This is a genomic window from Carboxydocella sporoproducens DSM 16521, assembly GCF_900167165.1.
In the GTDB taxonomy this organism is placed as follows: Bacteria; Bacillota.
The window spans coordinates 1-23,545 of sequence record NZ_FUXM01000022.1 but is presented as its reverse complement, the minus strand read 5'-3'; the positions used below and the strand labels follow the sequence as shown (position 1 = coordinate 23,545).

Here is a 23,545-nt window from a genome sequence, read left to right as displayed (position 1 = left end):
CGACAGAATTTTTGTAGCGAAAAAGTTGTCCTAAAAGTTTTCCACAGAAAAAAGGTTTGAAATAACAGTTATCCACTGACTTATCCACATTATCCACAGGTTTTTATTCACAACCGGGCAGGAAGAGACCAGTCGATAGCGAAAGAAGAATAATAATGTCATTAAAAATGTCGAAAGAGGTTTTAAGATGTCAGCAAAGGTTACTTACTGGAAAAAGTGGATGGTAGTTTTCTTTTTACTTTGCTTTTATGTCCTGGCTGGCTTGTTTTTCTGGTCGGAAAAAGGAATATCTGCGCCTGAAGCAACAGAAATTCCCCATTTACCGGTGCCCATTGCCAGGGAACCGGTACTGGTAACCGGCCTGGGACAGGGGCCAGGCGGAGTAATAATCAACCGCCTTACATCTGTCTTGAATATTGACCATACCTTTCGATATAAAGCGGAATACAGGGATTTAACCGGTTATAAAACCCTGATCGTTGTTATTGATTACAATGTTCACAGCATGAAGGCGGCTTATACGGACTGGCAGGAAGAGAGGCAGCGGGTTTTGAATCTGGTGGCGGTGGCCAGAGGGCAGGGGATGAGGATAATTGGAGTTTTGTGCCAGCCGGGGCCGGATTTAACCGCCATCTGGCCCTATCTTGATTATTTGCTGGTTATTGAAATAACACCCGGGCAAGATTGGCAACTGGAAACCTATCAAGGACTTTTAAGCCGGGTATCCAGTTTTGAACAGGCCAAAATTCCTCTCAATGCAGTTTTTCGCTAAGGAGGCAAACTGATGGCGAAAAAGATTCTGGTGATATGCTTTTTAATGCTTGCCCTGGTAGGACCGCCTCTGTTTCAACCTCTGGCAGAGCTGGCAGTGAACTATTATGAAAAGGCCGGGATAAGCGGAGAGGGTATGGTGCTACTGGGGCTGGCTTATGGCTTTTTATATTACTTTCTGCTGGACCTGGTACCTATGCTCTTGTCCTTTACCCTCTGGAAATTAAGCTGGCCCCTGGGGAAAAAGGTGGCGGCCATAGTGGCGTTCCTGGCCTTTATAGGGGCGGAAAGCTATGCTTATTTTTTAGGGGGTGAGACTCCACCCTGGTTTTTAACCCTGGCCATCTGGTTCTGGAGTTTTGCACTGGTCATGGTAATAACTATGGCAGATTATAAACCGCCTTTAACGGTATTATTTTTGATGCCGTTAAGTTTAGCTACCATGGAATGGCTGCGCTTTTGGCCCCTCTGGCCGCAGGGGCAGTTAGCCTACGCCCTGGCCGAGGTAAGCAGTTTTCTGGGTGATGCCACAGCCATCAGCCTGATTCTGGTGAGTCTGGCCATATTGACTGCATTGCTGACCATAGTGGCCACCCAGTTACAGGCTATGTACTATCATAGTTATAAGGCCGCTGTTCAATCAGGGGAAGAACGCTTACGCTGGCTGGAATTGCGCAATTTACAGGAAATGCACACTCTTGTGCATGACCTCAAGACACCCTTGACTACTATTGCTGGCCTGAATTCTCTGGTGGGTCTTCTAACGGTACAGGAACAAATCCGGGAGTACAGTGAAAAAATCGCCCAGGCGGTGGATAATGCCAGTGCCATGGTTTCGGAAATCCTGGCAGAGGCTAAAAGAACCAGGATTTCCGTCGGAGATCTGGTCAATTACATCAGGGCCCATGTATTGCCCCGTTATACCGGGCAGACGGTGATTTTTGATATCCAGGGAGCAGAGCGGGAATTAGCGATTAACCATATTCGCATCACCCGGGCCTTGATCAATATCCTGGAAAATGCCTTTGAAGCCACTGCCCATCAGCCGGATGCCCGGATTAAGTTCAGCACCAGAGGGCATGACGGTTGGGTGGAATTTATTATCGAAGATAACGGTCCGGGCATGGAACCGGAACAGCTGGAAAAGATCTGGGAGTGGGGGTTTTCCACCAAAAAACAGCCATCGGGGTTAGGGTTGTTTTTTGTCAAACAGGTGATAACTCAACATCAGGGGAAAATTGAGATCAGCTCAATAAGAGGTCAGGGGACAAGGATAAAAATATTGCTACCGGAAGAGCGGGAAGGAGGTAGTTTGCTTGGCCAAAATCCTGATTATCGATGATGATGCCGCTATTCGCTATACTGTCGGGGAAATTTGCAAATTTGCTGGCTGGGAAGCGATAGAAGCGGAAAATGGGGCTCGCGGGCTGGAGCTGTTCACCCGCCATCATCCGGATCTGGTGCTGGTGGATTACCACATGCCGGCCTTAGATGGCCTGGAAACCGTTGAGCGTTTGCGGGAACTGGATAGCCATACACCGATTATTGTCCTTACAGTGGACGAACGGCAGGAAATCTGTGATGCCTTTCTGGCTGCAGGGGCCAGCGATTTTGCCTTAAAGCCTATTAAAGCCCCGGACTTGATTGCCCGTTTGCGGGTTCACTTGCAGTATGGTCAACTGCGGCGGGAACAGGTTTCAGATTTACCAAAAGGCATGAGTGCCAAAACCCTGGAATCCATTGCTGCTTTTCTGCGCCAGCAAACCGAACCTCTGACCATTGAGGAGATTCAGGCCGGGGTGGAGCTGGCCTATCCCACTGTCCATCGCTATCTCATGTATCTGGTGCAGGAAGGGAAAGTGGTCATTTGCTGTGATTACGGTCGGGTAGGACGGCCCAAAAACAAGTATATTTGGCAAAAGGATTAAAACATGGCATAATATTAGTACAGCCATCTTCTGGAGATGATTTTATGCCAGAGCGAGTATTTTTGCCCAATTGGGATGAATTGAGAGCGAGAGAGCAGAAGAAAATCGAAGAGTTGCAGCAACTGGGCTGGCAGAAAGCACGAATTATTGCCGATTATTTAAAACAACAATGGCAGGTAGAAAAAGTCTGGTTGATCGGCTCACTGGCTCAGGGGAGATTTGGTGTCAATTCGGATCTGGATCTGGTAATTAGTGGATTTAAAGATCAGCAACGATATTTCAAGGTCCTGGATGATTGCCTGAGACTGGCAGATCCTTTCAGTGTAGATCTTTTATTAGCGGAGGAACTGCCTCCCGGCTGGGAGAAAAACCTGCGAAATGGGGTGGAAATATGACCGGGCGTTACCGCATTGCTTTGGCCAGAATTGCCGATGAACTGGATAATCTTGATCAAGTATATGAGCGTTTTCAGAGATATCGATGAAAGCCTTCCTCAGGGCAGAAATTGGCACAGGGACCTGGCGGAACAAATGTGTCTTGCCATTCCAGAAACCCGGCCAGCTTTAATATCAAAAGAATTGGGTGAGAAACTGGCGGAATATCGTAGTTTCCGACATATTATTCATCATACTTATGGCTTTCAACTGGTCTGGAGTCGTATGGAACCATTGGTCAATGAGTTACCGGAAGTATACCAGGAAGCTAAAAAACAAATTAATGCCTTTATTCAGTATTTCAGTAAGCCTGGCAATTAGTTCAGGCTTTTTTCTTTTCTGAGATAAATATGAGAAAAAATAGCAAAGTATTTATATTTATGCCATAATAGCAGCAAAGAAACAAAGGTGTAATAGAGCAGAAAGATTGAATACAGGAGCGGCGAAAATGAAGACAGAGGAAATTTTGCTGGAAATCAAGGATTTGCGCACATATTTCTACACTCCGGAAGGGGTGGTCAAGGCGGTAGACGGGGTCAATCTCAGGCTCAACAAGGGCGAGACCCTGGGGGTAGTGGGAGAATCAGGTTCCGGAAAATCCATTACCGCTATGTCGATCCTGGGGCTAATCCCCAAACCGCCGGGTAAAATCGAGGGCGGGGAGATCTGGTTCAATGGCGAAAACCTGCTCACCAAATCGGAAAAAGAGCTCAGGGCCATTCGGGGTAATGATATTGCTTTCATTTTCCAGGACCCGATGACCAGCCTCAATCCCCTGCTGACGGTAGGGGAACAGATTGCAGAAGCTATTCGTTTACATCAAGGGCTGGGTCGCAAGGAGGCCTGGGCGAAAGCAGTGAAGATGCTGGAACTGGTGGGTATCCCGGAAGCGGAACGCCGGGCTCAGAGTTATCCCCACCAGTTCAGTGGCGGGATGCGGCAGCGGGCCATGATCGCCATGGCGCTTAGCTGTAATCCTAAACTGCTGATTGCTGATGAACCTACTACGGCCCTGGATGTAACCATCCAGGCCCAGATTCTGGACTTGATGCAAAAACTGAAAGAGGACTTCCATACCTCTATCCTGCTTATCACCCATGACCTGGGGGTGGTGGCGGAGATGTGTGATGATGTCCTGGTGATGTATGCCGGGCGGCCGGTAGAATATGCCCCTGCTGAGGTTCTGTTTGCCGAACCGAAACATCCCTATACCTGGGGCTTGCTGGGCTCTTTGCCAGACCTGGAGGCCGAGGAGAAAAAGCCGCTGGAGCCCATTGAAGGCGGACCGCCGGATTTGCGCAATCTGCCAGAAGGATGCGCTTTTGCTCCTCGTTGTAAGCACAAAAGCTCCCTCTGTGAGAAGAAAAGGCCGCAGTACAGGGAACTGGCACCGGGCCACCTGGTAGCCTGTCATCTCTATGCCGAGGAAAAAACGGAGGTTTAAGCCATGACCCAGCCATTACTGGAAATAATCGATTTGCAAAAACATTTTCCCATTACTAAAGGTTTTATCCGGCAGAAACAGGTGGGGGCGGTGAAGGCGGTAGATGGTGTTTCCTTCAGTGTGGCCAGAGGGGAAACCCTGGGTTTAGTAGGGGAATCGGGTTGTGGCAAATCCACTACCGGGCGTTGTGTTTTGCGGTTATTAGAGCCCACAGGCGGGAAAGTGTTGTTTGAGGGTCAGGACCTGCTGGGACTGAGCCGGGAAGAAATGCGGCATAAACGCCGGGAAATGCAGCTGATCTTCCAGGATCCATATGCAAGCTTGAACCCGCGCCTGACGGTAGGGGAGATTATCGCTGAGCCCCTGCTGGTTCACGGGCTGGCCGATCGTAGAGAGGCGGCCCGGGAAGTCAAGAGGCTGCTGGATGTCGTGGGATTGCCCCATTACCATGCCGAGCGTTTCCCCCATGAGTTTTCCGGCGGGCAGAGACAGCGTATCGGTATCGCCCGGGCCCTGGCTGTTAAGCCCAAACTGGTTGTTTGCGATGAGCCGGTATCAGCCCTGGATGTATCCGTGCAGGCTCAAGTAGTTAACCTGCTGGAACAATTGCAAAAAGAGTTTGGCCTGACCTATATCTTCATTGCCCATGACCTGAGTGTGGTGAAACACATCAGTCACCGGGTGGCAGTAATGTATCTGGGCCGGATTGTGGAAATAGCTTCAGCCGGGGAGCTATACCGCAATCCAATGCATCCTTACACCCGGGCCCTGCTTTCCGCCATTCCCTTACCTAAACCGGGCCGCAAGGCGGAACGCATTATCCTGCAAGGGGACGTGCCCAGTCCGGTCAACCCGCCAGCGGGGTGCAATTTCCATACCCGTTGCCCGCTGGCCAGAGAGAGCTGCCGGCAGGAGGTACCACGTTTGCAGGAAGTGGGACAGGGCCATCAGGTTGCCTGTCCGGTAGTAGTGGGCAGTCATTGAGGTCAGGCAAATATCAATATGAGGAGGTTGAGAGTTGTGAAAATGCGGAAACTGTGGTCCCTGGCCCTGGCTGGTGTGCTGGCTTTAAGTACTCTGCTCAGCGGCTGCGGTGGCGGCAAAAGCGCCGACAACGGCGGCAAACCGGCAGGGGAAGAGAAGAAAGAAAAAACCTTCATCTTCGCCAAGTCCGGTGACCCCGTCGGTCTGGACCCCATCAATGTTACCGATGGTGAATCCATCTATGTTACCCAGCAAATTTTTGACACTCTGGTAGAATACAAGCAGGATAGCACTGAGATCCAACCGGCACTGGCCGAGTCCTGGGAAGCTTCCAAGGATGGGCTGGAATGGACTTTCAAACTGCGTCAGGGAGTTAAGTTCCATGATGGTACGCCCTTCAATGCCGAAGCTGTCAAATTCAATTTCGATCGCTGGCGCGACAAGAACAATCCCTATCACCAGGGAGATTTCGAATACTATGCCGCTATGTTTGGCGGTTTCCCCGGCATCATCAAGGAAGTTAAAGCTGTAGATGAGTATACCGTCAAGTTCATTCTGGAAAAACCCAATGCTCCTTTCCTGGCCAACCTGGCCATGGCTGCTTTCGGTATTTCCAGCCCGGGAGCCATCAAGAAATACGGTCAGGACTACTTCAAAAACCCGGTGGGCACCGGTCCCTTTAAGTTCGTGGAATGGAAAAAGGATGACAAAGTAGTCCTGGTTAAGAATGAAGAATACTGGGGCGAAAAAGCTAAAGTTGACAAGGTTATCTTCCGCACCATCCCTGATAACAGTGCCCGGCTGATGGAACTGAAAGCTGGCACTATTGATGCTATGATCGGGGTAAACCCCGATGATGTAGAAGGAATCAAGAATGATCCCAATCTGCAGTTACTGCTGCGTCCTTCTATGAACGTAGGCTATCTGGCCATGAACACCGAGAAAAAGCCTTTTGATAACGTAAAAGTACGCCAGGCTATTAACCATGCCATCAACAAGCAGGCTTTGATCGATGCCTTCTATGCTGGTCTGGCCAAGCCGGCCAAGAACCCCTTGCCGCCTTCTCTCTGGGGTTACAATGATGAAGTGAAGGACTATGAGTATGATCCGGCTAAGGCCAAAGCTCTGCTGGCTGAAGCAGGTTTCCCCAATGGCTTCAAGACCAGGCTCTGGGCCATGCCGGTCGCCCGGCCCTATATGCCGCAGCCCAAGCAAATTGCTGAAGCCATTCAGAAGGATCTGGCGGCTGTGGGCATTCAGGCTGAAATCGTAACCTTTGACTGGGGTACTTATCTCCAGAAAGGGGAAAACGGGGAACACGAACTCTATCTCCTGGGCTGGACCGGGGATAATGGTGACCCCGACAACTTCCTCTATGTTCTGCTGGACAAGGACAACACTACCAAAGGTTCTGCTTCAAATGTTGCTTTCTACAAGAATGACAAGGTTCATGACCTGCTGATTAAAGCCCAGCAGGAATCCGACCAGAACAAGCGGGCTGAACTGTACAAGCAGGCTCAGGTGCTGATTAAAGCGGATGCTCCCTGGGTACCGCTGGTTCATTCCACCCCGCCGGTTGCGGCCAGGAAAAATATCAAGGGCTGGGTACCTCATCCCACTGGTAGTGAATGCTTTAACACCATTGACAAAGAGTAAGCTGGTAAAGACAGAGGAGAGGCCGGTTGCGGCCGGCCTCTTGCTCTCTCTTTCAGGGAGGAAAATTCATGGCACAATATATTGTTCGTCGCTTGCTCCAGATTATTCCCGTCTTTTTTGGTGTAACCCTGCTGGCTTTTTCCTTAATCCATTTTATTCCCGGGGACCCGGCCCAGATCATGCTGGGCGAACGGGCTACACCCGAGGCGCTAAAAGAACTGCGAGAACAATTGGGTTTAAATGACCCTTTATATATTCAATACGGCCGTTTTTTAAGCCACATTCTGACTGGAGATCTGGGCCGTTCCATAGTTACCAATGAACAGGTAAGCAAGGAACTGGCTACTTTTTTCCCGGCCACCCTGGAACTGACTCTGGCGGCCATGCTGGTGGCGGTGATCGTCGGTCTGACTGCGGGTATAATTGCGGCAGTGAAACAATACTCTTTTTTTGATAATATCTCCATGGTAGGAGCTTTGTTCGGGGTTTCTATGCCCATCTTCTGGTTAGGTCTGATGCTGATCTACCTCTTTGCCCAGACTTTAGGCTGGTTCCCTCCTTCCGGACGCCTGAGCACTGAATATACTGTTCCAGTGATTACCGGCTTAATTACTGTGGACGCCTTGCTCAGCGGGGATATGGCTGCTTTTAGGGATGCCCTCTGGCACCTGGCCTTGCCGGCGCTGGCTCTGGGCACTATCCCCATGGCTATCATTGCCCGCATGACCCGCTCCAGCATGCTGGAAGTGTTGCGGCAGGATTATATTCGCACCGCCCGGGCCAAAGGGTTGGCGGAGTGGCTGATTGTGCTCAAGCACGCCCTGCGCAATGCCTTCCTGCCGGTTTTAACGGTAATCGGCTTGCAGTTTGGTTCCTTGCTGGGTGGAGCTGTAATGACGGAAACCATCTTCTCCTGGCCGGGAATTGGCCGCTATATCTATGCTGCCATAATGGCCAGGGATTTTCCGGTGGTGCAGAGCAGTATTGTTTTTATAGCCATGCTGTTTGTGTTAATCAATCTTCTGGTCGACCTGCTTTATACCTATATTGATCCCCGCATTCGTTACAGTTAAGGAGGAGCGCCATGAGCCAGAACAAAGGAGGACTATGGGCTGACGCCTGGCGTCGGCTAAAGCGGAATAAAGTTGCCCTGCTGGGTGCGCTGATTGTGGCTATCTTGCTGTTTACTGCTCTGGCTGCCCCGCTCATCGCTCCTTATGACCCCGTTCATGATGGGAGTTTGAAGGAGCGCTTGCAACCACCCAGCAGCAAGCACTGGCTGGGAACGGACAAGCTGGGCCGGGATATTTTTAGCAGGATTGTTTATGGTGCCCGCATCTCTGTTGAAGTGGGGGTTATTTCTGTAGGCATTGCTTTGATAGTAGGCACCCTGATGGGGGCTCTGGGCGGCTATTATGGCGGCTGGCTGGATTCCATCCTGATGCGTATTGTTGATATAATGCTGGCATTTCCCAGTGTCCTGCTGGCAATCGCTATCATGGCAGTGCTGGGGCCCAGTCTGGAAAATGCCATGGTGGCCATCGGACTGGTGAATGTGCCAACCTTTGCCCGGGTGGTACGGTCTACTGTTCTGGCGGTGAAAGCCACTGAATATATCGAGGCGGCCAAAGCTATCGGGGCCAGGGATGCTCGCATTATTTTCCGCCATATTTTGCCCAACTGCATTGCGCCCATTATTGTAACAGCTACCCTGGGCATCGGTACAGCTATTCTCGATGCCGCCGGCCTCAGCTTTCTGGGCCTGGGGGCTCAGCCACCTACACCGGAATGGGGGGCGATGCTGGCCGATACCCGGGATCTCTTGCTTAAAGCGCCCTGGGTGGCCATATTCCCCGGGATTGCCATTATGCTGAATGTACTGGGCTTTAATCTGCTGGGAGACGGTTTGCGGGACGCCCTGGATCCCAGGTTGAAACAGTAAAACGCATTGCCCGGTGGAGGTTAAATAACAAAGCCGCAGGCTTTGCCTGCGGCTTGGATTTTTACTGGGTAATGGAGGCATTAACAGTTGTAGTAGCCTGAGCAGTTTGATTCAAAGCTGAGGTAGCGGCAGCCAGTTCAGCTTCCAACTTTTTGATTTTAGCTTGTAATTCAGCGATTTTACGTTTGGCTTTTTCCGCTTTGGCTTTGGCTTTCAGTTCCTGTTTCAGTTTCTTTTCCTGGGCTTTTAATTGAGCCAGTTCCCGCTTGTCTTTTTTCTGTTCTTTCTTAATTTCATTTTCCCGTTTGACAATTTCCTTTTTCAGCATCCTGGCCAGCTCATTGATCCGGTGAATGCGTTTCACATAGGTCTTACTGTCTTTAGTTTTCTTGAAATCAGCCACTGCATCTTTTTTCAGACTATTGATAGCCTGGGCCAGAACCCGGATATCTTTTTTGCTGGTGATCAGCTTGTTCAGCTCAGCCTTGAGTGCTGTATCGGTCGGATTGTCCAGCAGCTTAACCAGCACCGCTTTTACCTGCAGAACCTGCTGCTCAAAAGGATTGACCTGGGTAGTAGTAGTGGTATTGCCATAGGTGTCGGAAGTAACAGTGGTCTGGGTTGTAGCATCAGTGGTAGTAGTGGTTTCCCCTTCAGCAAAAACAGCGGAAACAGGACCAAGAGCCAGGATTGCGGCAACAAAAGTGGCCAGGAATTTGTGTTTGATAGTCATAAGACATACCTCCTTTTAATGCTCAAAATTTTACCTCCTGCCAGAGCAGGAGGTAAATCGCCTCGCACTCGGGCAGCTGGCTGGCCTGGCAACGGAGTTGCGGTAGCCCCTTTAGCTTTGCGTCACCACCTTTCGATGGTTTTGCCTTTTTCCTTTTCGCTATATTATACGAACAGGCAATCATTTTTGGGGGGGACCTAAGAAGTTTTTCTAAAAAATTTTTTTCGACAACAAAACAGGAAATCCTGCTCCAATGGGGAAAATAAGTAGCAGAGGAGGTTGAGAATATGGTAGAGATCGGCTTCAAGGCCCCTGATTTTACCCTGCCCGCTACCGGGGGACAGGAAATCACTTTATCCCAATTAGCTGGCAAAAAGGTTGTTCTTTATTTTTATCCTAAAGACAATACTCCTGGTTGAACCAATGAAGCGGTCGATTTTAATGACCGAATGGAGCAGTTTGCTGCCATCAATACCGTTATTCTCGGAGTAAGCCGGGATTCCATAGCCAGTCATGAGAAATTTGCGGCCAAACTGGGTCTGAAGTTTCCTCTGCTCAGTGATAGTAACGGGGAAGTATGTCAGTTGTATGAGGTATTAAAAGAAAAGAATATGTATGGCAAGAAAAGCATGGGGATTGAAAGATCCACTTTCCTGATCGATGCCGATGGTGTTATCCGACAGATCTGGCGCAAAGTCAAGGTAGCCGGCCATGCCGAAGCTGTCCTGGCCGCAGCCAGGGAGCTATCAGAGCAATAATTCCAGGGCTAGATAGACCCCGGCTCCGATCAGGCTGGTAGCTGGCAAAGTGAGAAACCAGGCGGTAATAATCTGTCGGGCCACCCCCCATTTTACCCCGCGAAAGTTTTTGGCTGTGCCCACTCCCATGAGTGCGGAAGCGACTACATGAGTAGTGCTGACGGGTAGGCCAAAGCGGGATGCCAGCAATATTACCAGGGAAGAGCTAATATCCGAGGCAAAACCATTTATGGGTTCAATTTTAAAAATCCGCCCGCCCATGGTGCGGATTATTTTTTTCCCCCCTGTAGCGGTACCCAGGGCCAGGGCACTGGCGCAGGCAACTACTACCCAGAAGGGAACATGAAAAGTATCAATCATACCGGCGCTGACGAGAGCCATAGTGATCAGGCCCATGGACTTCTGGGCATCATTGGAGCCATGGGAATAGGCAGTAAGCGCTGCTGAAAGGATCTGTAAGCGACGAAAAACATTATTGGTCTGATGGGGATGAGAAAAGCGGAAGAGCCAGAAAAAACCCACCATTACCAGATAGCCCACCACCAGACCCAGAATAGGGGATAAGATCAGGGACAGGATGATTTTACTCAGGCCTGTCCACTTGATGAGCGCAAAACCGTGCTGGGCAGCGGCAGCTCCTACCAGGCCGCCGATGAGGGCATGGGAAGAACTGCTGGGAATGCCATAGTACCAGGTAAACAGGTTCCAGAAAATAGCAGCTGAGAGGGCGCCGATTAAAACCGTCTGGGTTATGGCTGCTGGGTCCACAATTCCTTTTCCGATGGTAGCTGCCACAGCGGTATGGGTTACCGCTCCTAGAAAATCAAAAGCGGCAGCCAGGAGAATTGCCTGCCGGGGGCTGAGGGCCCGGGTGGCAATGGAAGTGGCAACAGCATTGGCGGTATCATGGAAGCCATTTAAGTAGTCAAACAACAAAGCAAGGATAACAACGATAATGACCAAAGCGGTGAGACTAAGCATATTTTAGCACTACTCCCTCTAATAAATCTGCCATATCATCACAGAAGTCCAGCATTTCTTCCATATATTCATACAGGTCTTTCCACTTGATGATTTCCAACGGACTGCAATCCAGGGCAAAAAGCTGGGCCAGGCCGGTGCGGTAGATATTATCTCCCTGGCTTTCCAGCTCATTGATAGTCTGACAGAGCTTCTGGATTGCTTCCGGCCGGGAAGTCAGTTCCGGCAAGAGCTTTATGGCTTTGGCTAGAGCCAGACTGGCTTCAAAGGCAACCCCGGCCAGCTCCTGACCGGTCCGGGTAGTCTGTTCCACTTTATAGAGTCCCAGTTTTACGCAGGTGCCGTGCAGGTAATCGACCACGTGCTCTAACCCCTGGGTGAGCCGGAAAAGCTCATCCCGGTCGATGGGAGTAATAAAAGTACGATTGATTTCTTTCTTTAATTCTTTGGCAATCTGATCGCTTTTTTCTTCAACTTGATCCAGCTGCCGCATTAGCTGCTCAGAGTGTTGCTGTTCTTGCATGATGGCGCGAAAATGACGGGCAGCTTCTTCCAGGCACTGGGCCAGCTCACCTAACAAGCGGTAGAAAATATCATTTTTTGGTTTTATACTAAACATCTCGGGGCCTCCTTTAACTGTACTAATAAAGATTGTAACTGTCCCCATCTGCTGCGTCAACAAGACTCGACAAAATAACAGTTGCTTACCCGGGGGCAGTATGCTATACTAATTGGTAGCGAATGCAAGAGAAAGTAGGTGCAAAAACATGCGGGAGAAACTGGCCAGTCTTGGAGCAGTTATCACCGGCTTTCTGGCCTGTATCGCCTGACTGGGTCCGGCAGTTTTTGCCGCCCTCGGTCTGGGGGGATTGGGCTTTGCCGCTGTTGGTTCGGTATCGAAATATAGCAATATATTTTACGGTATTACCATAGTTCTGCTGGGCTTTGCCCACTGGATGGGAACCAAAAATCACAAAAAAAGCAATCAGGTTATACTCTGGACATCTACTGTTCTGGTGCTGACGATGTTTATCTACACCAAACGGGGCTGGTTCCTGGGATGGTTTAACTAAAGGGGGAGAAGGAAGATGAAAAAATGGTTGCTAATCACTCTGCTGAGTGGTCTTCTGATCGTTACCGGCTGTGCTAAACAGGAAACTACCCAATCCGGGGGAGAAACAGCAACCCAGCAGCAGGCCCAGGCTACTTATCAGGACATCAGTGGTGAAGAATTGCAGGCCATGCTGGCTAAAGGCGAAAAGGTAACGGTTATCGATGTGCGGGAACCCTTTGAGTATGAAGCCGGGCATATTAAAGAGGCTCGCCTCATTCCCATGGGGGAAATCCCTGGTAAACTGGGGGAACTGGACAAAAACCAGACTATCGTAGTGGTTTGCGCTTCTGGCAGCCGCAGTGCCCAGGTGGCCCAGTATCTGGGGGAACAGGGCTTCACCCGGGTCAAAAACCTGGCAGGAGGCATGATGGCCTGGCCGGGAGAAGTGGTGAAATAACAGGATTAGGTAATTTCTTAAAACCTCTGCTTGTGTTACAATGATACACAGGTGGAGGTTTTTGCATTTGGAGGTTTATTTATGTGGGAGGACTTGCTGGAACTCAATCAGGAGCTGCTCAGGCGTATGCAAAAGACACCTGACCGGGCCGCAGGCCGCCAGCTGCTGGCTGATAGCTTTGGTGAATTCAAACCCATTCCAGTTTTCCAGGACAAGCCCTGGCAGGGCTGGCAGGTAGTAGGGATAGATGGCTCCCAGCAAACTATTGGGGCCAACTATCCTTACCAGCTGGCTTTATTACAGGCTCTGGCTCTGGCCAGCCAGGGCGGGGAACAACTGAAACAGCGGGTAATAACCCCCCTCCTGGCTGAGGGGGAAGAAGAAGTCAGGCAGCTGGTAAGGGAAAAAGGTTTGAGCCAGGAACTGGCATTTAGTCGCCTGCGGGACCGGCATCTGGCCCAACTGGAGCTGGAAACCTTGCTGGAACTCATCTTTCATCAAAAACCCCGAGCCATCATGCTGGATGGCGGTTTTTTACGGCTGGAGCAAGCCTGGGCAGAAGGCTGGCAGCAGCTCTATTCCTTTTGTCTGGAGGAGAATATTTTACTGATAGGTGTAATCGAGGAAGTAGGGACCAATGCCATTGCCCAGGAACTGGGGGAAAAGGCCCCCCCTCTCTGGCAAAGGGCTTATGACCGGGAGATTCTCTATGACTTGCTGCAGGAAGGAGAACTGCTGTTGCCCTATCGTCCCTTGGCTGTAAAAGACCGCTATTATACGGTTTTTTTGCGCCCGGGTACCTATCCGCAGGCCATTGCCCTGGATTTGCTGGCTGAACAGAAAAATAAGGCCCAGCTGGCAGCGGCTCTCGTAATTTCCCTTTGTCCTGCTGGTGGCCGGGGCATTCCCTGGTTGCTGGATCTAATCGATCAAAAGGTGAAATTAACCCGACAACAAACTGATGCTTTGCTGGACTATGTCCTGGATTTACAGGTTCGGGAAAAATTTTTGCGCTCCATGCGGGAGAGGAGGTAAAAGGGTGCAGGTAATCGGAACAACTACCCCTCAGGAGGTCTGGGTACTGGATCAGACCCGACCTTTTCGCACCAATGAGCTGTTGATTATTGAGGACCCACAGCTGGGTCTGTTAACCGGTGAGGTGGTGGAGTGCCAGTCCCACCATCCCCTCTTATCGGGAAGCAAAGGAGAAGGGGCGGTGCTGGATCGGCAGCTGTTGTCCAATCTATTGACCATTGGGCTGGATCCACGCCGGGAAGTAGTGCATCTGGCCCGGGTACGGCTGCTTACCGAGGCTCGCTGGCCGGTGGCTTTTGCTGCACCAGTACGCTTGCCCCGATTTGAGGAAGTTGCACCCCTGTTGTTAAAAACCGGCCCGGATACGGGGCTGACCCTGGGGGTAATCGCTGGAACGGAGGAACTGGGACAGGAGTTGCCAGCGGGTTTGCGAGAGATAGCGCCCCTGTGGAATGGCGAGGGTTTACAGGCTCAGGAAGGGGTGCCCTTTATTTTCAATTACCAGGCCATGAACCAGTATCCCCATTTAGGGATTTTCGGGGGCTCTGGTTCGGGTAAGTCCTTTGGTACCCGGGTGGTGCTGGAAGAGCTGATGCAGCAGGGGATTCCCACCATCGTGCTAGACCCGCACTGGGAAATGAGTTTTGAACAACAGGTAGCAGGCTGGCCACCAGGATTACAGCGGGAATGGACTCGTCGTGCTGTACTCTTTGCCATCGGCCAGGAAGTAGGGGTTAATTTCAGTGAATTGAATGGGGCTGAAGTAGCCAATCTGCTGGCAGCCGCCGGAGGCAGTTTAAGTGAGGCTATGGAAAATGCCGTCATCACTTTGCACCAGAGGCGGGATAGCCTTCAGACCTTTAAAACCCGCCTGGAAGAACTGCGCTGGGCCCTGGAGAATGAGAGCAAACTCAGGAAAAGCCCTGATCTCTTTACCCCGGAGAAAGTGCGCCAGGCTCAGGAGCTGCTGGAGGAATACAAGGACCGAATCAGCGGGCCGGGCACTCTGGCCGGTATTCAATGGCGGCTCAACCGTCTGGAACAGACCGGTATCTTTCACCGGGATATCCGTCCGGTAGAGGAGGAGCTTATCAAACGCAAACTGGTAATAATCCGCGGCACCGTTACTACCCTGAACATTTTTGCAGCTTATGTGCTGAAAAAATTCTATGATAAACGGCGGCAATACAGGGATTCCCTGCAACGGGGAGAGCGGTCGGGAGAGCCTTTCCCGCCTTTTGTTATCGTGGCTGATGAGGCTCATAATTTTGCCCCGGTTTCACCGGTGATTCCTGCCCCGGCTCGCTCCATTCTCAAGGAAATCGCCCAGGAGGGACGGAAATACGGAGTGTTTCTGATTCTGGCTACCCAGCGGCCGGCGTTGCTGGATGAAACCATTAATGCCCAGCTCAATACCAAATTCATATTCCGGACTACCCGCTCCCAGGATATTGACCTGATTCAGCGGGAATCAGACCTATCCCGGGAAGAAACCCGCCGGTTACCCTATTTACCGTCTGGGACCTGTTTTGTCTCATCGGCAATTTACGGGCGCTCCCTGCTGGTGCGCATTCGGGCAGCCAAAACTTGCAGTCCCCATAGCCATAACCCATTTACTGAGCTCAGCCGGGACTTTGCCAGTGAGGAAGATAAAATGAGTGAGATTTTACTGGGACTTTTACCACTAAATGAAGCCAGCCTGTTGTCCTATTTGCCGGAAATCGGGCAAAGGCTGGGCAGAGCAGTCACAATCGAGGAAGTGAAGGCGGCTCTGGCCGATCTGGCCTGTCAGGGACGTTGTCGGGAAATCTCAACACCTTTTGGCAAAAAATATGAGGTGATGCCATGAAACTGCTGTTTTTAACCGATACCCATATCCGGGGCACCAGTCCCGTTAACCGCCTGGATAATTTTCCTCAGACCCTTTTGGCCAAGTTAAAGGAAGTGGTGGAACTGGCCCATGACCTGGGAGTCAGTGCGGTCCTCCATGGTGGGGACCTCTTTGACCTGCCCAGTCCGGCCTTAGGGGTAGCCGGGGAATTCCTGGCGGTATTCCAGCAATTACGGGTCCCGTTCTATGGCATTGCCGGCAATCACGATCTTTTCGGTCACAACCTGGCCACCCTGGATCGAACCATGCTGGGCCTGGCGGCCCGGCTGGGGCTGGTGCGACTGCTGGCCCCTGGTGAACGGGTCTATTTGCAGGATAAGGGGATCCGTTTACAGCTGACCGGTACCGGTTATCACGTGGACCTGGACCGGCGGGATCCCCGGCTGGACTATTGTGTCACTAAAGAAGAATGCGATGTGGCTGTGCACCTGGTCCATGGTATGTTGCTGGAGAAGCGCTGGATTGAAGGGATGGCCCATACCCTGGTGGACCAGATCACCAGCACAGAAGCGGATTTCACCCTCTGTGGCCATAATCATCTGGGAATAAAGGATATGCAAGCGGAGGGCAAATGGTTCCTCAATCCCGGCTCTCTGGTCCGTCTCAGCAATCACCCCCGGGAAATGGAGCGGCAGCCTCAGGTGCTTTTGCTGGATTTCAGTGGTGGTGCTCCCACTTACCGCAAAATTCCCCTGCAGACTGCCCGACCCGGTAGCGAGGTGCTGGACCGCAGCAAAGCAGAGGCCCAAGCGGTACGGGAAGCCAAACTGGCCGCTTTTGTCAGCGAAGTGCGGCAGGCAGGCCAGGTCAAGGCCTATGGCTTGCAGGAAATTGTTGAGGAAATCGCCCGCCGGGATGGCATACCGGAAAGAGTACGCCATTTGGCCCTGGCTAAACTGGCGGAGGCACAAGAGCGATTGGGGGCGGTGGAATGAGATATTTACGGGAAGTGATGATCGAAAATTTTCAGTCCCACCAGTATACCCGTCTGGAGCTCAGCCCGGAACTGAATGTTATCGTTGGGCCTTCTGACCAGGGAAAATCTGCTATTATGCGGGCTATCCGCTGGGTATTGTTTAATGAGCCCAGGGGCACTGATTTTATCCGGGTCGGGACCCAGGAGGCCAGAGTAACCTTAATCTGGTCAGATGGCAGCCGGGTCACCCGGGAACGTAGCCTGAGACGCAACCGCTATATTATCGAAAAAACAGGAGAAGAGCCGGTGATTCTGGAAGGCTTCGGGCAGGAGGTTCCGGTTGAAGTGCGGCAATTGTCCGGGGTTGAGCCCCTGCAAATAGATGAAAATACCTGCCTGTATTTGCATCTGGGCCAGCAATTGGAAGGCCCCTTCCTGCTGGAAGGCAGTGGCATAGGGCAGTTGCGGGCCAAAGCCATTGGCCGGCTCTCCGGAGTACATTTGCTGGATGCGGCTCAGCGCAGTCTGGTTTCAGATGTCAACCGCCTGCAGCAAACGGAACGGCGTCTGGGGGAGGAAAAAGAGCGGCTGGAAGAGCAATTACAGAGTTACTCCCATTTACCGGACCTGCTGGCCCGGTTGCAGGAGACTCAGATTCAGGCTTCCCGTTTGGATGAAATGGAAAAAGACAGAACCTATCTGGAACAATTAATAACAGAATGGCAGGATGTAGAACAGCGCCTGGCTACCGGGCGTACCTATATTGAGCAGATTAGCGCCGGGATAGATGCTAAGCCTCTGCTGGTAGAAGCAGAAAAGAAGGCGGAGGAATACCAGCGAGTAAGTCTCTTGCAACGGGAATGGGAAAGATTGCGGCAGGAACTGGCCGGACAGGAAAAGATCCTGCAGTCAACAGCTAAAACCGGTCAGCTCTTATCCCTCTGGGATCAGGGAATTAACTTGCAAAGTCAGTACCAGGAATTGCATCGGGTCTGGGAGGAATGGCAACGCCTGCAGGGAGCTCTGGGCCGCCTGGAAGGGGAATTGCGTCCCCTCAGCCAGGTAGAGGAGGCCCGGGCTCTATGGTCAGAGTTGCAACAAAAACAGGAGCGGGCCCGATTGCTGGAGGAATTACTCACCCACTGGCAGGAGCTGGTTCGACAGGAACAAACCCTGCTGGCTGAGCTGAAACAGCAACAGGAAAAAATACAGAGTCTGGTGGGAGAATATGTTGCGAATCTAAAGAAACTGGGCAGCTGCCCCACCTGTTTACAGCCCTTGCCAGAGGCAGTTATGGAAAGCATTGCCGCTGAACTGAGTCGGGAGAAGGAGGTTATTTAAATGGAGGATTTAAAGAAACTAAAGGAAGCCATTGATAAATGTCAGAGTTTACGACAAATGGCTCTGGGGCGCAAAGCCGAGCTGGAAAAAAGACAGGAAGAGCTAAAAACCCGCTTTGCGGAACTGGGTTTAACTCCCGAAGCAGCTCCGGCGCGCTTAGCGGAACTGCAGGAGGAAATTGCGGCTTTGACCCGGGAAATTGAAAGCAAAATCCCCTGGGAGCTGTTGAAAGGGCGGGGTTAAAATGTCCGACTGGCGGCAAGGATTAAAGGAGTGGGAGAGCTATTGCCAGAGCCGGCAGGCGGAATACAGGATGCTGGAGCGCCAGCTTCAGGAAGTTAAAGAAGAACTGGCTCAAACGGTGGTGGCTCTGGATGATGCCACGCAAGCCCGCCTTTTGCTGCAGGAGGTGGCGGAATTTGCCCGGGAACAGGCCCGCCAGCAGATTGAATCCCTGGTGACCAATGCCCTGCAATTTATTTTCGGTGGGGATACCCAGTTCCGGGTGGAGATCGAGGAAAAACACAAGCAGCCCAGCGCTGAATTTTACCTGACCTCTACCTATGAAGGGGGTTATCGGGTGGAAACCCGGCCCCAGGAGGCGCGGGGCGGAGGAGTGGTGGACGTAGTATCTTTAGCTCTGCGCATTGCTTTGCTGGAAGCATGTGGACTGGAAGGGCCCTTGCTCCTGGATGAACCGGGCAAGCATGTTTCGGAAGAATATAGCCTGCAAGTAGCTACGTTTTTAAAACAATTGAGCCAGAACTTTGGGCGGCAGGTAATCCTGGTCACCCATAATCAGCATCTGGCTCAGAGTGGAGATAAAGCTTTTCTGGTGGAAATGCAACAGGGAGTTTCCCGGGTAAGAGAATTGTAATTACTTAGATTTCAGGGCGATGAGCTTGTGCTTCTGCTTTTTCTACCCGCTGACGTTGATTTACGGCAGTGGGTTTTTCTTTGGCCGGCTTTTTCTTTTCCCTTTTCGCCATATTTGTGTCACCCTTTCCCATTAGTTTGCTTTATCTTTCCCTGTCTGTGTCTTTTTATACAACAATTTGACGAAAGTTTTTGGTTGATTTCAGAACTTACGTTCTGTTAAGATGGTTATGCAAACAAATTTTCTCTAAGGGGGAAGGGTTATGGTAATTACAGAAGAACCAAAAAGTGAACAGGCTATGATGGTATCCAGGATAAATGAGCTGGAAGCCATGCTGGCAAAACGACTGGAACGGTTGGAAACCCGGTTTGATCTGGTGGAGGAACGGCTAGATGATGTGGAGGATCGCCTGTATTATTTGGATGAAAGAATCATGGACCTGGAAGACCGGGGCATGGATTTACAGGAACAGCTGGACACTGTTGAAGAGAATATCATCAATAAAATGACCGAAGTTCAGCAAAGTATCATCCAGATGGATGAAAATTTTCGGGCTCTGCTTTGCATCTGTGCTAGACAGGGACTTAAGCTGGAGAAACTTGAGAACAAGCTCAGACATAAAGATTTATCGGGTTTAGCTCAGCCTGACAGGAAACCAGGTTCAGTAGTATAATGACTATGAGGGGGGATTTTTATGGAGGCGGTTTTAAACCTCATTCTGGTTGAACTGATTAGAACAGAAAATGAGCTAAGGTGGAAAAAATTAAGACAAGCCTTGATGTAAAAAACAGGCGATGAAGTTATTGTTTACTTCATCGCCTCTCTCGCTTAATCAGCTTGATTAGCGGCGATTAAAAGGGGGTCCCAGACCGGGGCAAAAGGCGGGGCATAGGCTAAATCCAGCTGCCGGAATTCATCAACGGACATACCGGCACTGATAGCTGTAGCAATAACATCGATTCTTTTACCTGAGCCAGGGCCTCCGACAATTTGTCCCCCTATAAGACGCCTGTTTTCCTCTTGCCAGAGCAATTTAATGGTAATCGGGGTTGATTCCGGGTAGTAGGCAGCCCTTGTTCGCGATTTAATTACAGTTGTGTTAAAATTTAAGTTGAGCTGAGTAGCTTCGCGGGTGGAAAGACCGGTACGGGCTACTTCCAGGTTGAGGATTTTGGCAATGCCTGTCCCCAGTACACCGTCGAATTGCAGTTGTCCGCCAGCCGCGTTGTTGCCAGCTACCCGGCCCTGTTTATTAGCGGTAGTACCTAATGGTATGTAAGCTGGTCCTTGATAGAGGCGATGATAAACAGTGGCACAGTCTCCGGCCGCAAAAATATAAGGTAAATTAGTACGCTGCTGGTTATCAGTGAGGATAGCCTGCTTAGGGCCAAGCTTAATTCCGGCCGTTTCGGCAATTTCTGAGTTAGGGGTCACGCCAATGGCTAGGAGGACCAAATCAGCGGGTAGAGGGCCCTGGTCGGTAATTACTCTGGTTACTCTTTCCTCTCCTTCGAAAGCTAGAACCTTATGGCCGGTTTTGACTTCAACACCATGTTGTAAAAGCTCTTGTTCGATTAGTTGAGCCAGGTCGGCATCCAGATTGGGAGCAACCTGGGGAGCCAGTTCAATGATGGTGGTTTTCAACCCCAGCTGAATAAAGGCTTCTGCTACCTCTAACCCGATATAGCCTCCCCCGACGATCACTGCATTCCTGGGCTGAAAGCGCCGAATATAATCTTTGATGCGCAGAGCATCAGGGATAGTTTTCAATGTAAAAATATTGGCTGCTTTAATGCCAGGGAGCGGGGGGATAATAGGACGGGCACCGGTAGCGATGACGAGAGCATCGAAGGATACTTTTTTTTCCAGGTTAGATTCATGATCGAGAACCTGTAAGGTTAGTTCCTGTGAGTTTATCGCCAGGCCCTTATGGTTCAAAAAAACCTGGATATTTTGCTGGGCAAAGAAGGGCGGGGTACGGGCGATCAGTTTTTCGTAAGAAGGGATAACCCCTGAGAGAAAGTAAGGGAGTCCACAGGCACCGTATGAAATAAATTCTTCGCTGGTGTACACTTCAATAATAGCATCAGAATCGGTACGCCGTGCTTTTGCCGCTGCGCTCATACCAGCGGCTACACCACCTAAAATGACGATCCGTTTTTTCATCATATCCCCTCCTTGGGAGATTTTACTTTTATTATAACAATTTTTTTATAAAAGCAGGTGAAAAAATTGACTGTTCTCGGATTAATTCCAGCGCGAGGAGGCTCTAAACGTTTACCCGGGAAAAATATAAAAAAGTTTGGCGATAAACCATTGATAGCCCATACTATTTGTGCCGGCCTGGCTTGTAAGGAAATTAGCCGGTTAATTGTTTCTACGGAAGATGAAGAAATAGCTGCTGTTGCGAGGGCCTGGGGGGCAGAGGTGCCATTTATCAGGCCGCCTCAGCTGGCAACAGATGAAGCCAGTTCTTTGGAAGTGGTTAAACATGCGCTTGAGTTCGTTGAGCAGGAACGTTTTTTTCCCGAGTACATAGTTTTATTGCAGCCAACCTCCCCTTTAAGGGAATCAGAGGATATCAGCCTGGCATTACAGGAAATGCGAAAAGGACAATGGGACCTGGTAATAAGCCTCTGTCCCTCAAATATCCATCCCTACTGGTACAAAACCATTGCTGTTACCGGGGAAGTAAAGCCTTTTTTTGATTACCAGGGCTCATTGCGCAGTCAGGATTTAGCCCCGGCTTTTCGTCCCAATGGAGCAATCTATATTTATCGCAGTGAATTTATCCGTCGAGGAAAAAGTCCGGTTCGGATAGGGGCATACATAATGGAGGATTGGAAGTCTATCGACATTGATACAGCCCTGGACTTTTTCCTGGCAGAAAAAATTTGGGAGCATAGAGGTATTTTTAAAGGCATGTCTAAGTCAGGAGGATAAAATGAAACTGATTATTACTGATATTAACCATCAAGGCGAAGGAGTAGGACGCCTGGCAGGCAAGGTTTATTTTGTACCAGGAGCCCTGCCAGGAGAGGAAGTAGAAATTGAAGTAACAGAAGAAAAAAAGAGCTGGGCCCGGGCTCGCATAATAAATCTTCATGTACCATCGGCTGAACGCTGCCAGCCCCATTGCCCTTACTTTGAACAGTGCGGGGGTTGTCAGTTGCAGCAACTGGCTTATTCAGCTCAGCTGGCAGTAAAAAGAGAACTGGTACAGAATACCCTGAAACGGATTGGTAAATTAGATCTGGGAAAAGTTGAGGTCAGGTCAGTACTGGGCATGGTAGAGCCCTGGCAGTATCGCAATAAGGTTGTCTGGCATGTAACTAAAGTAAATCGCAGGTTAAGGCTGGGTTTTTTCCAGCGCGGGGGCCAGCAAATAATTCCCATTGATTACTGTCTGCTATTACCACTCCGACTAAATCAGCTTAAGAATAAAATAGAGCATCTCCTGAATGAGATTAATATCCTGCCTTATGATTGGCGTAACCATACCGGGCAGCTGAGACATATTATTTTACGGCAAACAGTTACAGGGCAGGTTATGGTGGGCCTGGTAACTGTTCCTGAGGTTAGCTTGAAGCGAAGATTAATGGAACTGGCCTCCAAATTACTAGGGGAGGAGGGTGTCACTACTGTTGTTTGGAACATTAATCAGCAAAAAACGCGCGAGATATTAGGCAGAGAAAACCAAACACTGGCAGGACCTGGCTTTATTGAGGAAGAGATACTGGGTTTAAAATTTCAGGTTTCCCTGGCAGCTTTCCTGCAGGTAAACCCACGGCAGACAGAGGTCCTTTATCAGCAGGCAGCCGGGGCAGCAGCTCTCAGCGGAGGAGAAAAAGTTATTGATGCTTATTGCGGTGTGGGATCTATTGCTCTGCTAATGGCCCGGCAGGCTGCCGAGGTTCGCGGAGTAGAGGTAGTGGCTGAAGCCATTGCTGCCGCCCGGGTGAATGCGACCATTAACAGGATAACCAATGCCAGTTTTAGAGTGGGATTGGCAGAGAAGATTTTACCGGAATGGGAGCGGGAAGGTTACCGGGCCCAGGTGATTGTGGTGGACCCCCCACGAGCCGGGGTGGAGCTTCCTGCTCTACAAGCCATGGCGGGTATGAAACCGGAAAGAATTGTTTATGTAGCCTGTGATGTGGCTACCCTGGCCCGGGATTTGGCCCGATTACAGGAACTGGGTTATGAACCGAAGTGGGTCCAACCAGTGGATATGTTTCCTCATACTGCACATGTGGAGTGTTGTTGTTGCCTAAAAAGGAAGAAGTGGAGCTAGATGAAGCTCCACTCTATTTTTATTTTATCATCATAAATGAGAATACGGT

General features: G+C 50.5%; 26 protein-coding genes and 1 riboswitch. Of the genes, 22 read left to right on the top strand and 4 right to left on the bottom strand.

Features of this window, described 5'->3' with window-relative positions; genetic code table 11:
* The first annotated feature begins 187 nt into the window (after positions 1-187).
* The 10 genes from B5D20_RS08770 (at position 188) to nikC (ending at position 9,159) form a co-directional block, all read left to right on the top strand.
* Positions 188-772, top strand: a complete 585-nt coding sequence (locus B5D20_RS08770; protein WP_078665862.1) for a DUF6305 family protein — start codon at positions 188-190, stop codon at positions 770-772.
* A 12-nt stretch (positions 773-784) separates the two neighbouring features.
* Positions 785-2,113, top strand: a complete 1,329-nt coding sequence (locus tag B5D20_RS08765) for a sensor histidine kinase (protein ID WP_078665861.1) — start codon at positions 785-787, stop codon at positions 2,111-2,113.
* Positions 2,088-2,699 (top strand): response regulator, encoded by a 612-nt coding sequence (locus B5D20_RS08760; RefSeq protein ID WP_078665860.1) that lies wholly within the window; start codon positions 2,088-2,090, stop codon positions 2,697-2,699. Before B5D20_RS08765 ends, B5D20_RS08760 begins: the two co-directional genes overlap by 26 nt.
* 44 nt (positions 2,700-2,743) lie before the next feature.
* On the top strand, positions 2,744-3,094 hold the full coding sequence (locus B5D20_RS08755; RefSeq protein WP_078665859.1) for a nucleotidyltransferase family protein: 351 nt from the start codon (positions 2,744-2,746) through the stop codon (positions 3,092-3,094).
* 36 nt (positions 3,095-3,130) lie between these two features.
* Positions 3,131-3,454 (top strand): ribonuclease toxin HepT-like protein, encoded by a 324-nt coding sequence (locus tag B5D20_RS08750; RefSeq protein ID WP_143311841.1) that lies wholly within the window; start codon positions 3,131-3,133, stop codon positions 3,452-3,454.
* 127 nt (positions 3,455-3,581) lie between these two features.
* Positions 3,582-4,577 carry an ABC transporter ATP-binding protein gene (locus tag B5D20_RS08745; protein WP_078665857.1) on the top strand — a complete coding sequence of 332 codons (996 nt, stop codon included), beginning with the start codon at positions 3,582-3,584 and terminating at the stop codon, positions 4,575-4,577.
* Positions 4,578-4,580: 3 nt separating this feature from the next.
* Positions 4,581-5,561: an ABC transporter ATP-binding protein gene (locus B5D20_RS08740; protein WP_078665856.1), complete on the top strand. Its 981-nt coding sequence runs from the start codon at positions 4,581-4,583 to the stop codon at positions 5,559-5,561.
* 42 nt (positions 5,562-5,603) lie between these two features.
* Positions 5,604-7,217 carry an ABC transporter substrate-binding protein gene (locus tag B5D20_RS08735; protein ID WP_078665879.1) on the top strand — a complete coding sequence of 538 codons (1,614 nt, stop codon included), beginning with the start codon at positions 5,604-5,606 and terminating at the stop codon, positions 7,215-7,217.
* 68 nt (positions 7,218-7,285) lie between these two features.
* Entirely contained in the window at positions 7,286-8,290 is a 1,005-nt protein-coding gene (locus tag B5D20_RS08730) for an ABC transporter permease (protein WP_078665855.1), read from the top strand.
* 11 nt (positions 8,291-8,301) lie between these two features.
* The gene (gene nikC, locus B5D20_RS08725) at positions 8,302-9,159 is read left to right on the top strand and encodes a nickel transporter permease (RefSeq protein ID WP_078665854.1); all 858 of its coding nucleotides are present in this window, start codon (positions 8,302-8,304) and stop codon (positions 9,157-9,159) included.
* A gap of 61 nt (positions 9,160-9,220) precedes the next feature.
* Here nikC and B5D20_RS08720 read toward each other — a convergent pair whose 3' ends face one another.
* Positions 9,221-9,892, bottom strand: a complete 672-nt coding sequence (locus B5D20_RS08720; protein WP_078665853.1) for a hypothetical protein — start codon at positions 9,890-9,892, stop codon at positions 9,221-9,223.
* A 68-nt stretch (positions 9,893-9,960) separates the two neighbouring features.
* A riboswitch (cyclic di-GMP riboswitch) is annotated at positions 9,961-10,048 on the bottom strand.
* A 131-nt stretch (positions 10,049-10,179) separates the two neighbouring features.
* Here B5D20_RS08720 and B5D20_RS08715 point away from each other — a divergent pair.
* The gene (locus tag B5D20_RS08715; RefSeq protein ID WP_078665852.1) at positions 10,180-10,650 is read left to right on the top strand and encodes a peroxiredoxin; all 471 of its coding nucleotides are present in this window, start codon (positions 10,180-10,182) and stop codon (positions 10,648-10,650) included.
* Here B5D20_RS08715 and B5D20_RS08710 read toward each other — a convergent pair.
* Positions 10,639-11,631 (bottom strand): inorganic phosphate transporter, encoded by a 993-nt coding sequence (locus B5D20_RS08710; protein ID WP_078665851.1) that lies wholly within the window; start codon positions 11,629-11,631, stop codon positions 10,639-10,641. The two genes, B5D20_RS08715 and B5D20_RS08710, sit on opposite strands and share 12 nt — an antisense overlap.
* Positions 11,624-12,250 carry a DUF47 domain-containing protein gene (locus B5D20_RS08705; RefSeq protein WP_159071972.1) on the bottom strand — a complete coding sequence of 209 codons (627 nt, stop codon included), beginning with the start codon at positions 12,248-12,250 and terminating at the stop codon, positions 11,624-11,626. The genes B5D20_RS08710 and B5D20_RS08705 overlap by 8 nt, the downstream gene beginning before the upstream one ends.
* A 250-nt stretch (positions 12,251-12,500) precedes the next feature.
* On the opposite strand from B5D20_RS08705, the gene B5D20_RS08700 reads away from it, so the two are divergent.
* The 9 genes from B5D20_RS08700 (at position 12,501) to B5D20_RS08660 (ending at position 19,875) form a co-directional block, all read left to right on the top strand.
* The gene (locus B5D20_RS08700; RefSeq protein WP_078665849.1) at positions 12,501-12,704 is read left to right on the top strand and encodes a hypothetical protein; all 204 of its coding nucleotides are present in this window, start codon (positions 12,501-12,503) and stop codon (positions 12,702-12,704) included.
* Positions 12,705-12,719: 15 nt separating this feature from the next.
* Entirely contained in the window at positions 12,720-13,142 is a 423-nt protein-coding gene (locus B5D20_RS08695; RefSeq protein WP_078665848.1) for a rhodanese-like domain-containing protein, read from the top strand.
* A gap of 81 nt (positions 13,143-13,223) precedes the next feature.
* Positions 13,224-14,177, top strand: coding sequence for a DNA double-strand break repair nuclease NurA (locus tag B5D20_RS08690; RefSeq protein ID WP_078665847.1), 954 nt, complete (start codon positions 13,224-13,226; stop codon positions 14,175-14,177).
* 4 nt (positions 14,178-14,181) lie between these two features.
* Positions 14,182-16,026, top strand: coding sequence for an ATP-binding protein (locus B5D20_RS08685; protein WP_159071971.1), 1,845 nt, complete (start codon positions 14,182-14,184; stop codon positions 16,024-16,026).
* Positions 16,023-17,003: a metallophosphoesterase family protein gene (locus B5D20_RS08680; protein ID WP_078665845.1), complete on the top strand. Its 981-nt coding sequence runs from the start codon at positions 16,023-16,025 to the stop codon at positions 17,001-17,003. Before B5D20_RS08685 ends, B5D20_RS08680 begins: the two co-directional genes overlap by 4 nt.
* Complete coding sequence (locus B5D20_RS08675) at positions 17,000-18,325, top strand: AAA family ATPase (protein WP_078665844.1); 1,326 nt, start codon at positions 17,000-17,002, stop codon at positions 18,323-18,325. The genes B5D20_RS08680 and B5D20_RS08675 overlap by 4 nt, the downstream gene beginning before the upstream one ends.
* Complete coding sequence (locus B5D20_RS08670) at positions 18,326-18,568, top strand: hypothetical protein (protein ID WP_078665843.1); 243 nt, start codon at positions 18,326-18,328, stop codon at positions 18,566-18,568.
* A gap of 1 nt (position 18,569) precedes the next feature.
* Complete coding sequence (locus B5D20_RS08665) at positions 18,570-19,202, top strand: DNA repair protein RecN (protein ID WP_078665842.1); 633 nt, start codon at positions 18,570-18,572, stop codon at positions 19,200-19,202.
* A gap of 262 nt (positions 19,203-19,464) precedes the next feature.
* Positions 19,465-19,875, top strand: a complete 411-nt coding sequence (locus B5D20_RS08660) for a hypothetical protein (protein ID WP_078665841.1) — start codon at positions 19,465-19,467, stop codon at positions 19,873-19,875.
* A 155-nt stretch (positions 19,876-20,030) separates the two neighbouring features.
* Here the strand turns inward: B5D20_RS08660 and B5D20_RS08655 are convergent, their stop codons facing one another.
* Positions 20,031-21,368 (bottom strand): CoA-disulfide reductase, encoded by a 1,338-nt coding sequence (locus tag B5D20_RS08655; protein ID WP_078665840.1) that lies wholly within the window; start codon positions 21,366-21,368, stop codon positions 20,031-20,033.
* A 66-nt stretch (positions 21,369-21,434) separates the two neighbouring features.
* Here B5D20_RS08655 and B5D20_RS08650 point away from each other — a divergent pair, with 66 nt between their 5' ends.
* Complete coding sequence (locus B5D20_RS08650) at positions 21,435-22,145, top strand: acylneuraminate cytidylyltransferase family protein (RefSeq protein WP_159071970.1); 711 nt, start codon at positions 21,435-21,437, stop codon at positions 22,143-22,145.
* 1 nt (position 22,146) lies between these two features.
* Positions 22,147-23,496, top strand: coding sequence for a 23S rRNA (uracil(1939)-C(5))-methyltransferase RlmD (rlmD, locus tag B5D20_RS08645; protein ID WP_078665838.1), 1,350 nt, complete (start codon positions 22,147-22,149; stop codon positions 23,494-23,496).
* Positions 23,497-23,545 lie beyond the last annotated feature (49 nt).